13 protein-coding genes are annotated in these 13,316 nt (G+C 45.6%); 6 read left to right on the plus strand and 7 right to left on the minus strand.

Features of this window, described 5'->3' with window-relative positions; translation table 11 throughout:
• Nucleotides 1-116 precede the first annotated feature (116 nt).
• The 4 genes from LSG34_RS02565 to seqA form a co-directional block, all read right to left on the minus strand.
• Nucleotides 117-425, minus strand: coding sequence for a hypothetical protein (locus LSG34_RS02565; RefSeq protein WP_233007239.1), 309 nt, complete (start codon nt 423-425; stop codon nt 117-119).
• A 201-nt stretch (nt 426-626) separates the two neighbouring features.
• The gene (locus LSG34_RS02570) at nt 627-3,122 is read right to left on the minus strand and encodes a glycogen/starch/alpha-glucan phosphorylase (RefSeq protein WP_233007240.1); all 2,496 of its coding nucleotides are present in this window, start codon (nt 3,120-3,122) and stop codon (nt 627-629) included.
• Between the two features lie 154 nt (nt 3,123-3,276).
• Nucleotides 3,277-4,923, minus strand: a complete 1,647-nt coding sequence (gene pgm, locus LSG34_RS02575; RefSeq protein ID WP_233007241.1) for a phosphoglucomutase (alpha-D-glucose-1,6-bisphosphate-dependent) — start codon at nt 4,921-4,923, stop codon at nt 3,277-3,279.
• A gap of 9 nt (nt 4,924-4,932) precedes the next feature.
• A complete protein-coding gene (gene seqA / locus LSG34_RS02580) occupies nt 4,933-5,520 on the minus strand; it encodes a replication initiation negative regulator SeqA (RefSeq protein ID WP_233007242.1) in 588 nt (195 codons plus the stop codon).
• 246 nt (nt 5,521-5,766) lie between these two features.
• Between seqA and LSG34_RS02585 the strand changes: the two genes are divergently transcribed.
• The 4 genes from LSG34_RS02585 to fldA all read left to right on the plus strand — a co-directional run bounded on the left by LSG34_RS02585 (nt 5,767) and on the right by fldA (nt 7,620).
• Complete coding sequence (locus LSG34_RS02585) at nt 5,767-6,528, plus strand: alpha/beta fold hydrolase (RefSeq protein ID WP_233007243.1); 762 nt, start codon at nt 5,767-5,769, stop codon at nt 6,526-6,528.
• 64 nt (nt 6,529-6,592) lie between these two features.
• Nucleotides 6,593-6,790 (plus strand): DUF2788 domain-containing protein, encoded by a 198-nt coding sequence (locus tag LSG34_RS02590; RefSeq protein ID WP_053426051.1) that lies wholly within the window; start codon nt 6,593-6,595, stop codon nt 6,788-6,790.
• Nucleotides 6,791-6,804: 14 nt separating this feature from the next.
• Complete coding sequence (gene ybfE / locus LSG34_RS02595) at nt 6,805-7,077, plus strand: LexA regulated protein (protein ID WP_046521060.1); 273 nt, start codon at nt 6,805-6,807, stop codon at nt 7,075-7,077.
• Nucleotides 7,078-7,089: 12 nt separating this feature from the next.
• A complete protein-coding gene (gene fldA, locus LSG34_RS02600; RefSeq protein WP_233007244.1) occupies nt 7,090-7,620 on the plus strand; it encodes a flavodoxin FldA in 531 nt (176 codons plus the stop codon).
• Between the two features lie 35 nt (nt 7,621-7,655).
• Here the strand turns inward: fldA and LSG34_RS02605 are convergent, their stop codons facing one another.
• The gene (locus tag LSG34_RS02605) at nt 7,656-8,132 is read right to left on the minus strand and encodes a DUF4442 domain-containing protein (protein WP_233007245.1); all 477 of its coding nucleotides are present in this window, start codon (nt 8,130-8,132) and stop codon (nt 7,656-7,658) included.
• A 153-nt stretch (nt 8,133-8,285) separates the two neighbouring features.
• Here LSG34_RS02605 and fur point away from each other — a divergent pair, with 153 nt between their 5' ends.
• Entirely contained in the window at nt 8,286-8,726 is a 441-nt protein-coding gene (gene fur / locus LSG34_RS02610) for a ferric iron uptake transcriptional regulator (protein WP_127022998.1), read from the plus strand.
• Nucleotides 8,727-8,861: 135 nt separating this feature from the next.
• On the opposite strand, the gene LSG34_RS02615 is transcribed toward fur, so the two are convergent.
• Nucleotides 8,862-9,818 (minus strand): ADP-ribosylglycohydrolase family protein, encoded by a 957-nt coding sequence (locus tag LSG34_RS02615; RefSeq protein ID WP_233007246.1) that lies wholly within the window; start codon nt 9,816-9,818, stop codon nt 8,862-8,864.
• A gap of 170 nt (nt 9,819-9,988) precedes the next feature.
• Complete coding sequence (gene ppsA, locus LSG34_RS02620; RefSeq protein WP_233007247.1) at nt 9,989-12,364, minus strand: phosphoenolpyruvate synthase; 2,376 nt, start codon at nt 12,362-12,364, stop codon at nt 9,989-9,991.
• 138 nt (nt 12,365-12,502) lie between these two features.
• Between ppsA and ppsR the strand changes: the two genes are divergently transcribed.
• Complete coding sequence (gene ppsR / locus LSG34_RS02625; RefSeq protein WP_233007248.1) at nt 12,503-13,312, plus strand: posphoenolpyruvate synthetase regulatory kinase/phosphorylase PpsR; 810 nt, start codon at nt 12,503-12,505, stop codon at nt 13,310-13,312.
• Nucleotides 13,313-13,316 lie beyond the last annotated feature (4 nt).

Genomic DNA, 13,316 nt, shown 5'->3' on the forward strand with positions numbered 1-13,316 from the left:
CACCAGATTTAGAACTGGGCCGAGTATACCAAAGCGCAGGATGGATGGTCAGGGCGTCAGAAAAAAATTCCAGATTTTCCAATGCCCTGCTTTGCTTACATTTGTGGCTGAGTCGCTTAGTTGTCGCTTTTACGTTCCAGTACTTCGCCTTCAATCACCCGGCCAGTGCCTTCTGACGAACGGCTTTGCTGGTGTTGCTGAGCTTGTTGGAAAAACGACTTACCTTGTTTGCGTAGCTGATGTCTTTTGTATAAAAACACCGGAATAAGTAACCAGCTCAGCATCAGCACAAAAAGTAATACGCCCATTGCAAACACCAGCATGATACCGGCGACCAGCCATAGCAGCACACGACTGAGGAAACTGCCCTGATGTTTCTGACGGAATAAGGCCTGCCATTGTTGGGCTTGCTGTTGATAATTCATGGATTGCTCTCTTTAAAACGCCTGTTTAATGGCTCTGTATAGTGTAATGGGGATGCGAAAACAAATTCCCAATGCCTGCTAGGACTGCAAATTGTAACAAATAGTTCAGGCGTTTGCCCCCTTGCTTTGAGCCAAATATAAAGCCCACCTAAGTGGGCTTTATTATGAAGTAGCGAACTAAGCGACTAACCAGCCAACAGCCTACTGCTGAGTGATGGTACAGGCGTCCAATTTCCAGACTTTTTCTACATAGTCTTCAATAGAACGGTCTGAAGTAAACTTACCCATCAGTGCAGTGTTCAGAATGGCTTTTTTCGCCCAGCCGGCCTGATCACGGTACCAGCCATCCACTTTCTCTTGTGCTTTCACGTACGACTGGAAATCGGCCAGTACTAAATACGGATCGCCACCTTCGAGCAAGCTACGTTTGATGGCAGACAATTCACCTGGTTTACCCGGCGTGAAGTAATCAGTCTCCAGCCAGTCCAGAATGGCTTTGATTTCTGCATCCTGATAGTAATAATCCCAGCTGTGATAGCCTTTGGCCTGCAGAGCTTTTACTTCATCGACAGTTAAACCGAAGATAGAAATATTATCCGGACCCACTTCCTCTGCGATCTCTATATTGGCACCATCCAGCGTACCTACAGTGATAGCACCGTTTAACGCCAGTTTCATATTGCCTGTACCAGAAGCTTCTTTACCTGCGGTAGAGATTTGCTCTGACACGTCAGCAGCCGGGATCATTTTCTCAGCTAATGTGACACGGTAATTTGGCATAAAGACCACTTTCAGACGGTTTTTCACCCGTTTGTCGTTGTTGATCTTCTCAGCCACTTTATTGATGGCGTAAATAATTTCTTTGGCCAGCTTGTAACCAGGAGCGGCTTTAGCACCAAACAGGAATACGCGTGGCACCATATCGTAATCCGGGTTTTGCAGAATACGACGGTACAAGGCCAGAATATGCAACAAGTTCAGATGCTGACGTTTGTATTCATGCAAACGTTTGATTTGAATATCAAAAATAGCATGAGGGTCAATGCTGATATTGGTCAGTTTCTTCACTACTGTCGCTAAATCAGCTTTGTTTTGCTGTTTGATGGCCATAAAGGCATCCTGAATGGCAGGATCATCAGCAAAAGCAGCGAATTTATTCAGCTGTTTTAAGTCACGTGGCCATTCGTCGCCAATAGTTTCGTCCAGCAACCTGGCTAAACGTGGGTTACAGGCTTTTAACCAGCGACGTGGTGTTACACCATTTGTCACGTTAGTGAATTTATCCGGCCATAAGGCCACCATTTCCGGGAATAAATCTGATTTCACTAACTCTGAGTGAATTTCGGCCACACCATTAACACGGAACGAGCCGACCACAGACAAATGGCCCATACGAACCATAGGCTCATGGCCTTCTTCGATAATTGACAGTTTACGTTTTTTCTCGTTATCGCCAGGCCACAACACGTCCACTTGTTCAACCAGGAAACGACGGTTAATTTCGTAAATGATTTCTAAGTGGCGTGGTAATACTTTTTCAAATAACCGCACTGACCATTTTTCCAGAGCTTCTGGCAACAAGGTATGGTTGGTGTAGGCAAATACATTTTGACAAAGGTTCCAGGCTTCATCCCAGCTCATTTCTGCGCGGTCAACTAAAATACGCATCAGTTCAGGAATAGCCACAGCCGGGTGAGTATCGTTCAGTTGGATAGCCACTTGATCTGGGAACTTGCTCCAGTCATCACCATTAGCGCGTTTGTAACGACGAATAATGTCTTTCAGTGAGCAAGAGCAGAAGAAATACTGCTGAATTAAACGTAATTCTTTACCCGCGTCTGTTTCATCATTTGGATACAGCACTTTGGAAATGGTTTCCGCTTCGATGTTCTGACGCGCCGCATCGATGTAGCCGCCTGAGTTAAATACGTCCCAGTTGAAGAAATCACTGGCACGGCTTTCCCACAAACGTAATACGTTAACAGAACTGCCCTGATAACCTACCACGGGAATATCCCAAGGTACACCTTTGATAATGCGGCCAGGGTGCCACACTTTTTTCATTTTGCCTTGCAAGTCATAAGTGGTTTCCACATAACCGTAGACTGAAATTTCCTGAATAGATTCAGGACGGCAAATCTCCCACGGGTTACCGTATTCGCGCCAGCTATCCGGACGCTCAATCTGACGACCATCGGAAAATTCTTGTTTAAACAATCCGTGTTCGTAATGAATACCATAACCAATAGCTGGATAATTCAACGTCGCCATAGAGTCGATAAAACAGGCAGCCAAACGGCCTAAACCGCCGTTACCCAGCGCCATGTCTTCTTCCTGATCTTCCAGATCAGCGATATTTAAGCCCAGCTGTGCCAGTGCATCTTTTGCAGCGTCATAAACACCCAAATTGTGCAGGTTGTTGCTGAACAGACGACCCATTAAATATTCAAGGCTGAAATAATGCACAGCGCGGGTATTTTGTTGATAGTGAGTACGCTGAGTATTACGTAAACCATCGTACACATATTCGTTCACTGCAGCACAAGTAGCGCGCCACCAGGCTTGTGGGCTGGCTTTATTTACGTCAGTACCAAGGCTGCCGTGCAAATGTTTAATAATACTGTTTTTTAATTCTTCCGTGCTCGGAAGGTCCGCAATAGCCACTGAGGCTTTTGCCTTTGAAGACGTTTTTTTCATTGCTAAATCCCGGTTTAATAAGCGGTGGGCCGCTTTTTTTATAACTGTAGTTGTAGAAAAATTACAAAAATGGCGGGCAATAGTCAAGAATTAGCAAAAATAAAGCCTGTTATCGTAATTTTATTACAACACGCTAACAGGCTATTTCAAATACTTAAATTGCCTTGAACACCGCATCCACAAAGGCTTTGGCGTCAGATTCAAGCTGCATTAAATGTGTTTGATCAACAAAACTCTCTAAATAAATTTTATAGCTATTTTCTGTACCGGATGGCCGCGCAGCGAACCAGCCATTTTTGGTGACTACCTTTACACCACCAATACTGGCATCGTTCCCTGGTGCTTTTGTAAGCACTGCAAGTATGTCATCGCCTGCCAATTCAGTCTGTTTTACACTGCTGACATCGAGATTTTTCAGTGCAGCTTTTTGCTCTGCTGAAGCTGCTGCATCCAGACGACGATACAAAGGTGAACCAAATTCTTTGGTCAGCGCCTGATACTGCTGATACGGATCGACTCCGGTTTTTGCCAGCATTTCTGCCGCCAGTAATCCCAGAATAAAACCATCTTTATCGGTCGACCAGACAGTGCCATCAAAACGCAGGAAACTTGCCCCTGCACTTTCTTCCCCCCCAAAAGCTACAGTGCCTTTGTAGAGACCATCGACAAACCATTTAAAGCCCACCGGGACTTCATACACTTTACGGCCGCGGCCTTGAGTTACTCTGTCAATCAAGGCTGAAGAAACCAGTGTTTTGCCTATTGCTAAGCCGGTTGACCATAAAGGTCTGTTGCTCAATAAATAGTTAATGGCTACAGCCAGATAATGATTTGGATTCATCAGGCCGCCACTTCGGGTCACAATGCCATGACGGTCAAAATCAGGGTCGTTGCCTATGGCCACATCAAACTGATCTTTGAGTTGGATCAGATTGGCCATTGCATACGCAGAGGAGCAGTCCATACGGATTTTTCCGTCTTTATCCAACGGCATAAAGCTAAAAGCCGGGTCGACGCGTTCATTGACCACAGTGATATTCAGACCATAGGTTTTGGCAATCACAGGCCAAAACGCAATACCTGAACCGCCTAAGGGATCAACACCAATTTTGACACCCGCTTTGGCGATAGCGGCCATATCAATCACGTTCGCTAAATCATCGACATAAGGCTGCACGTAATCAATGCTGACACACAAAGGGGACGCCAACGCTTCTTCGTAGCTTACCTGCTTCACGCCATCTAACTGTGCGGCCAGTAAGGCATTGGCTCGTTTTTGGATCCAATCTGTCGCGTCTGTGTCGGCAGGACCACCATGAGGCGGATTGTATTTAATGCCGCCATCTTCCGGCGGATTATGAGAAGGTGTAATGATTAAGCCATCGGCTAAATCAGTGGTACGGCCTTTGTTATAGCCCAAAATAGCGTGGGAAATAACAGGAGTGGGTGTAAAACCGCCGTCCAGCTGAATATGGGTGGTTACGCCATTGGCAATCAAAACCTGCAAGGTGCTGACAAAAGCAGCTTCTGATAAGCCGTGAGTGTCTTTGCCCAGAAACAATGGTCCGCTAAACCCCTGTTGTTTGCGATACTCTGCAACAGCCTGCACTATGGCCAGAATATGCTGTTCGTTAAAGGATTTAAGTAGAGCTCCTCCCCTGTGGCCTGAGGTACCAAAACTGACTTGCTGACTGGCAATGGCCACATCAGGTTTCAGGCTGTAATAGGCAGCCATCAGCTGCGCTATATTAGGTAACATGGCAGCTGGTGCAGTTTGCCCAGCCAGCGGATGTAAAGACATACACACTCCTTATAACAAATCGCGGATCCGTTCAACCTCTGCCGAACTGTAGCCAAGTTTGGTGGCGACTTCAGTCAGCATCATTTTCTTGCGCGTTGTGTTCGAGTTGGTGATCACCCAAAAATCAGTATTTGGAATGGGTTTTGGATTGGTACTGCTGCCAGCTTCTAATAAAGACGACTCGGACTGACCAAAATATAATCTGTTACGACCTTTAATTTCCAGTACCTGCGCAAAATCTCCACGATGAGCGCGGGATAAAGCCGATAAAATAAACAAGAAGCGCCCTACCACGCTTTGTTCAGCAGACAAATCTTGCGGGCTGATAAAATCAAAAACGGAACCCGATTTATCTGCAGGAGCAGCAGAGGTGGCCGTTTTTTCAACTACAGGCTTTGCAGCTTGTGCTACCGGCTTAGACGATTCTTCCACTGGGGTTTTAGTAACGTTTTTTGCAGCTGGTACTGCAGGAGCTTGCGCTTCTGTCAGACTGACAATCAGTAAACGGCGCAGAATATCAGAGGCGCTTTCACCAATCTGTTGAGTCTGACTGGCGATAAATTGATAAAGATCGTCATCTATTTCGATGGTTTTCATGAAGTTAGTCCGCATTTTAAAAGTGAAGCCATTATATACCCTTCGTACTTGAAGCTGCAGCTTTGTTGACTGCGCTCTTCGCCCCAGTCACATAGGACAACTATGCTCCTGGGGTCTCAATCACTTGTCGCCTCCCTGCAACACCAATTACTTTGGGTATACAAAAAAGTTAGTCGCTGACGCCAGCCAGCAGTTTTGATACCATGCCACTATGTCGTAAATAAGGTCGTTAAATCGGAAAAAATAATGATATTACATACCGAGATCACAGGCCAAGGTCAAGCTATTGTATTGATCCACGGCCTTTTTGGTAGTTACGAGAACCTTGGCGTGATTGCCCGTGCTTTAGCCGGACAATGGCAAGTGGTCAATCTGGACATGCGTAATCATGGCCGTTCAGACTGGCACGATAGCATGTCCTATGCGCTGATGGCAGAGGATGTCAAAGATACGCTGGATCATTTGGGCTTAGACCAGGTGATCCTATTGGGCCATTCTATGGGTGGTAAAATAGCCATGGAGTTTGCGCTTCGTTACCCAGAGCGTGTCAATAAACTGATACTGGCGGATATATCGCCGGTGCAAAACAGACCGCGTCACCTGGAAATATTATCAGCACTGGATGGCATCGATCTGAACAACTTACAAAGCAGACAGCAGGCTGATCAGCAGCTGGCATTGTCTATCACTGAAACCGGTGTACGACAGTTTCTGCTCAAGAGCCTGTATAAGGAAGATGATCACTTCCGCTGGCGCTTTAATATCAAAGCTTTGATCGCCAATTATCAGCAGTTATTAGAGGCCCCTCCAAGCAAAGGCCCTTACAAAGGCCCGACGCTTTTTATCAAAGGCGCAGAATCTGATTATCTGTTGCCAGAACATCAAAGCCTGATCCGGCAATTGTTCCCGCACAGCAAAGCTAAAGTCATTATGGGCACAGGCCACTGGTTACACGCCGAGAAACCCGTGGCTTTCGCTAAAATTGTCACTGACTTTTTATTGAGTTAACGCAATTAATTCCTAATAAAATTGTGCTATAGTGCGCGCAATTTTTAAGGGCTAGTGGGTCATTATGAATATTGAGCAGTTTGAGACCCTGGGTCTTTTTCTGGGTGTTGGTGCCCTGTATCTGTTTATTGTGATGGCCATTTGGGATGTGCTTAAAAAAAGTAACGCTCCTCGTTTTGGCAAAATATTTGTGTGGTTAGTGCTGTTTTTATCTCCTGCAGCTTTTTTAGCTAAAGTGATTTTTGAGTTTTTTGTCGAATAAATGAGGTGCGCGACATGGCTAAAATAGCCACAGATCGCACAACAATAGATTTGTTTGCGCATGAAAAACGCCCCGGCCGGCCAAGGACCAATCCTTTACCACGGGAAGAGCAGCTCAAGCTGAACAAGCGCAATCAAATCAAACGCGATCGAAGTAAAGGTTTAAAGCGTATAGAGTGCAAAGTGTCAGAGCAGTTGTACGAACAACTAAGTTTGTCTGCACAGCAGCAAAACATGACACGTAGCGCCTATATAGAATGGGTTTTAGAACAAGCGTTGACCAGGTAGAAGGCGAAAGTTATGGCAACTGTAGGTATATTTTTTGGTAGCGATACAGGTAACACTGAACATATCGCAAAAATGATTCAAAAAGAGCTGGGCAAACATTTGTTTGATGTGATGGATATTGCCAAAAGCACAAAAGAACAAATTGCCGGTTATGATTTGTTGCTGTTAGGTATTCCAACCTGGTATTACGGTGAAGCCCAATGTGATTGGGATGACTTCTTTCCAGAGCTTGAACATATCGACTTTAACAACAAGTTAGTAGCGATTTTTGGCTGTGGTGATCAGGAAGATTATGCCGAATATTTCCTTGATGCTATGGGCACCCTACGTGACATTATCGAGCCGAAAGGCGCCATTATTGTTGGACACTGGCCAACCAAAGGCTACAACTTTGTTGCCTCCAAAGCACTGGCAGACAACGATCATTTTGTTGGTTTAGGCATAGACGAAGACCGTCAGCCAGAACTGACGGAACAACGTGTCAAGCAGTGGTGCAAACAGATTTATGATGAACTGAGCTTAAAAGAGCTGGAAAATCTGTAATCATAAAAGGTCAGAGCCAAGGCTCTGACCTTTTTTTATTGAGATGTATCGCGGTATTTAGGCTTTTTGCGAATATACACCTTACGTTTGACCTCGCACACCAACTCGCCTTTGTTGTCTTTCACATGCACTACAAAATCAGGGAAATACTTCTCACCTGCTTCGGTCTGCTGTTTGATATGCTCAAGCTCATTATCTGTCAGCACAAACTCAGCTGTTAATTTGCCACGACCCGGTGTGATGTAGTTAATATCGGCTTGTTTATCCCACACCATATACTCTTTGCCCAAAGCCCCCATCAGCATCAATGGATAAATAGGATCGGTCATCGCAAACATAGAGCCACCAAACTGGCTGCTATTGATATTGCGGGTCCAGGGCCGGTTTTTCAGCTCAACCTTGCAATACCTGTAGTCTTGCGATAACTCCACCACCTTAATGCCTGTGAAAAAAAACGGTGGCCACAAATTTAATAAATGCCGCATTACGGCCGGATTAAACGCCCAACGCATAAGAAACCTCTGGTAAGACCTGTTGATCAGGATTCTAACGCCTTGTTTGTGCTTTGTCTGCGCTTTGCTGGTATTAATGGGCAGATTTATAGGTTGCTTCTGTCGTTAATGGCCTTATAATCATTTGAAATTCAAGAAAGAGTACAACAGTCCATGTCAGATCATAATACCGAATTGCGTAAAGCAGGCCTCAAGGTCACCCTGCCACGAGTGAAGATCCTCGATATTTTGCAAGATCCTAATCATCAGCACATCAGCGCTGAAGATGTGTATAAGATTTTGCTGGAATTAGGTGAAGATATTGGTCTGGCGACTGTATACCGTGTGTTAAACCAGTTTGATGATGCAGGCATAGTGTCGCGTCATCATTTTGAAGGTGGCAAATCGGTATTCGAATTAAGCCGTATGGATCACCACGATCACCTGGTGTGCTTAAACTGCGGTAAAGTCATTGAGTTTGAAGACGATGATATCGAACGTAAGCAACTGGAAATTTCTGAGAAAAACGGTATTAAGTTAACTCACCACAGTTTATATCTGTATGGTGAGTGCGTGGATAAAAAGTCCTGCGAAGAAACCCGTAACAGCAAATAAGTCGCTGACTTAGTTGCATTGTTAAATCGCCGAAAATATGCTCCTGCATTTTCGGCATACCGTACGTCCTGTACATCGCCGAAAATATGCTCCTGCATTTTCGGCATACCGTACGTCCTGTACATAAACCGGCTGCTATGCCGGTTTTTTTGTGCCTGTTAAAATCTGCTCCGTTAAATACTCTACTTCATTAGCCCAACAGCACTCAGGCCGTGGCTGATGCACACCAAACTGGCCTTTGAGGGGTCTGCAGTGAGTAATCGCATTTCGCAATAATTCCGGAACTTCAGCCACACCATAACAAGCACCTAATAAAGCACCGGCCACAGCAGCATTGTTAGCCGTATCTCCACCTCGTTTCAGAGTGTCCAGCATGCCATCCAGATAATCCTGGGCATACAACAGCTGCCAGATGGCATTCTGAAAACACACCAGCACCGGAGTATCTGACATTTCAGCATCGGTGGGAGGCATAAATAGCGCCTGATCAATAGTGCGGATAATACGCTTATCTACTTTTAACTGTGACGCCCAGTCTTTGATCAATTGGTACAACTCATCGGCACTGCAGTCGTTTTCCAGTACATGACCAAGTGCCATCGCATACAAGCCACTGATTTGCTGGCATAACATATTCGGATGGGTTAATGCGGTATCAGCCATAGCCCAGGCCGCTAACTGAGGTAAAGATTGATAAGGCACCATTAAAGCAATGGGCGCCACGCGAGCCAAAGCTGTAGTTGCACTGGACTCCTCGTCCTGTTCACTCAGCAAAGCACGCTTTAATTCGTCAGGTACGGAAAAGGGTTCGGTTCTGAGCCAGTATTCATAAGCCTGCCAGGCACCATCTTCCTGATACTCACCATAATGAGCTAACAGGCGGCATAACAACACGGCTAACTCACCGCTGTCGGTCGGCTGACCAGACAAAGTCTGCCAGGGGTTTTGCAGTAAAATTTCATTCAGGTCAAAGCCTAGCCGCTCATCACGTTCGTTTTGCTCAAGACCTTCAACGGCGGAACCTAAAACTTCTCCGGCCAATAAGCCATACATCAAACCAAGGGCTTTGGATTTGAGCACCGGATCGCTCATGCTGACCTCCGTTGTAATAAAGCCTTAAGCGGCTAATTTTTACGCATAACTAATTTATAAGGTATTGCAGCAAAGAAGCCAAGTACTTCGCTTTAAAATCAATTAAATAGCTCATTTTTAAAAAGACAAAAGCCAGCATTGAGGCTGGCTTTTGGTTTAATCAGTGCAACTTACTGACCGTATTTTTCAGCCAGATACAACCAGGTTTCTAATACGGTATCAGGGTTTAATGACACTGAATCGATACCTTGATCCATCAGCCATGCCGCAAAGTCTTCGTGATCTGAAGGGCCCTGACCACAAATACCGACGTACTTGCCTTTGGCTTTCGCGGTTTGTATCGCCATAGACAGCAGCTTTTTAATAGCCGGGTTACGTTCATCAAACAGATGCGCTATCAAACCACTGTCGCGATCTAAACCTAAGGTCAGCTGAGTTAAGTCATTTGAGCCGATGGAGAAACCATCAAAATACTCAAGGAACTCTTCAGCCAGTAAGCAGTTGGACGGCAATTCACACATCATAATAACTTTTAAGCCATTATCACCGCGCTTCAGGCCATGAGCTTCCAGCAGTTCAATCACAGCTTTGGCTTCTTCCAGTGTGCGAACGAATGGGATCATCACTTCAACATTGGTAAAGCCCATCTCATTACGAACCCGTTTTAAGGCTTCACATTCCATCGCAAAACAGTCACGGAAATCTTCAGAGATGTAACGCGATGCACCACGGAAGCCAATCATAGGGTTTTCTTCGTGTGGCTCGTACTGACGACCACCAACCAGATTGGCGTATTCGTTCGACTTAAAGTCGGACATCCGCACTATCACCCGCTCTGGCGAGAAGGCAGCTGCCAGGGTAGAAATACCTTCAACCAGCTTCATAGTGTAAAACTCGACCGGAGAGCTGTACCCCGCCATCATTTCACTGATGGTGGCTTTAAGCTCATCGGTTTGAGCGTCAAAGTTCAGCAAGGCTTTTGGATGCACACCAATCATACGGTTGATAATAAATTCCAGACGGGCTAAGCCAATACCAGCGTGTGGTAACTTGGCAAAGGAAAACGCACGTTCAGGATTACCAACGTTCATCATGATTTTCATCTTAAGCGCTGGCATTTTGTCTACACGTGAGGTCATCACGTCAAAACCTAAAATACCCTCGTAGACAAAACCTGTGTCGCCTTCAGCACAGGAGACTGTCACATCCTGACCATTTTTGATTTTTTTAGTCGCATCACCACAACCCACTACAGCTGGGATACCCAGTTCACGCGCAATAATAGCGGCGTGACAAGTACGGCCACCACGGTTGGTGACAATAGCTGAAGCGCGTTTCATGATAGGTTCCCAGTCCGGGTCTGTCATGTCGGTGACTAACACATCACCTGGCTGGATCTGATCCATATCAGCGATGCTGGCGAGGACTTTGGCTTTGCCTGAACCAATTTTATGACCAATGGCGCGACCTTCAACAACAATTGGTGCTGTGCCTTTGAGCTGGAAGCGTTCCATTTCGTTGCTGTCTTCGCGGCTACGCACAGTTTCAGGGCGGGCCTGGACTATATACAGCTTACCGTCCTGACCATCTTTGGCCCACTCGATATCCATAGCACGGCCATAGTGTTTTTCGATGATAATGGCTTGTTTCGCCAATTCCTGCACTTCAGCGTCCGTGAGTGAAAACTGCTGACGATTCGCTGCAGGCACATCTTCGATAACAACTTGTTTGCCATGGCTCAAATCTTTGGAATACACCATCTGTAACAGCTTACTGCCCAAATTACGGCGTACTACAGCAGGACGACCTGCCATCACAGTCGGCTTATGTACATAAAATTCGTCAGGGTTTACCGCGCCTTGTACCACCATTTCGCCTAAACCGTAGGACGAGGTGACAAAGACTACATCTTCAAAACCTGATTCAGTGTCGATACTGAACATCACACCTGAGGCAGATAAATCAGAACGCACCATACGCTGTACACCAGCAGATAAGGCCACCCCACGGTGGTCGTAGCCCTGATGCACACGATACGAAATAGCGCGGTCGTTAAATAATGACGCAAATACGTGTTTAATGGCTTCAATCACATGAGCATAACCACGTACGTTTAAGAAAGTTTCCTGCTGACCCGCAAAAGAAGCATCCGGCATATCTTCAGCTGTGGCTGATGAACGCACTGCAAAGGAGACATCTTCAGCACAACCTTGTTGCAGCTGTTGATAGGAAGTTTGAATGGCTTGCTCAAATTCAGCCTGAAATGGTGTGTCGATCACCCATTGGCGAATTTGCGCACCAGCTTTTGCAAGGGCATTTACATCATCAACGTTTAATCCATCCAGCAGTTGATAAATACGCTCGTTAAGACCACTCTGTTCAAGAAATTGATTAAAGGCATAAGCTGTGGTGGCAAAACCACCAGGAACTTGTACCCCTGCATTTGCCAGGTTACTGATCATTTCACCTAATGAAGCATTTTTTCCGCCAACGCGAGGAACGTCGTGCATGCCCAGGTCCTGGTACCAAACAACGAATTCTTGCACAATGAGTCTCCAATTTTTGTTGCAGGTTATGTAAGCTTACATGGCCAGCCACATAAGCAACTTAATTCTACACTGGCGTGAAAGCTAAATAAAACCTTAATTTTTATGTAATTTAATAACGACAAAATGGAGAAAATCGTGAGAACAGCCTTTTATATATCTGATGGTACAGGCATTACCTCTGAAGTGTTCGGGCACGCTCTATTGTCACTGTTTCCGGCAGAATTCGACCATGTAACCATCCCATTTGTTGAAACTAAAGAGATCGCCTTACAAGCCAAACAACGGATAAACGATCGTTATAAAACAACCGGAATTCGCCCTTTGATTTTTCAGACCTTTGTGGATGAAGAATTACGGCAGATCATTAACAGCAGCGATGGTGTCTGTTACGACTTTTTAAATGCCTTTATCGAGCCAATGCAAAAGGAATTAGGCATAGCTGCTATGCCCAAAACTCATCGCACTCACAGCATTCATGAAAAAACCTATGATTTCCGTATTGATGCGGTCAACTATGCGCTGGCCAATGACGATGGGGTGAATTTAAAGGAATATGCCAAAGCCGACATTATTCTGGTGGGCGTCAGTCGCTCAGGTAAAACCCCGACCAGTTTATATCTGGCGCTGCAGTATGGTATCAAAGCCGCAAACTACCCTTTTGTGCAGGAAGACATGGATATGTTGCGATTGCCGGATGAGCTGAAAAAGCAAAAAGCCAAGCTGTTTGGCCTGACCATTACACCAGAGCGTTTAAGTAAAATTCGTGAGCAGCGCCGCCCAGGCAGCAAGTATGCGTCACTACGGCAATGCAAACTGGAATTAGATGAAGTAGAAGCCTTGTATCAAAAGGAAAAAATTCCGTTTTTAAACTCAACTCATTTATCCATCGAAGAGATATCGGCGAAGATTTTGTCGCAAACCGGCTTAAAACGACAGAAGTACTAACGGC

Origin of the sequence: Rheinheimera faecalis (assembly GCF_021290965.1) — a bacterium.
GTDB lineage: Bacteria > Pseudomonadota > Gammaproteobacteria > Enterobacterales > Alteromonadaceae > Pararheinheimera > Pararheinheimera faecalis.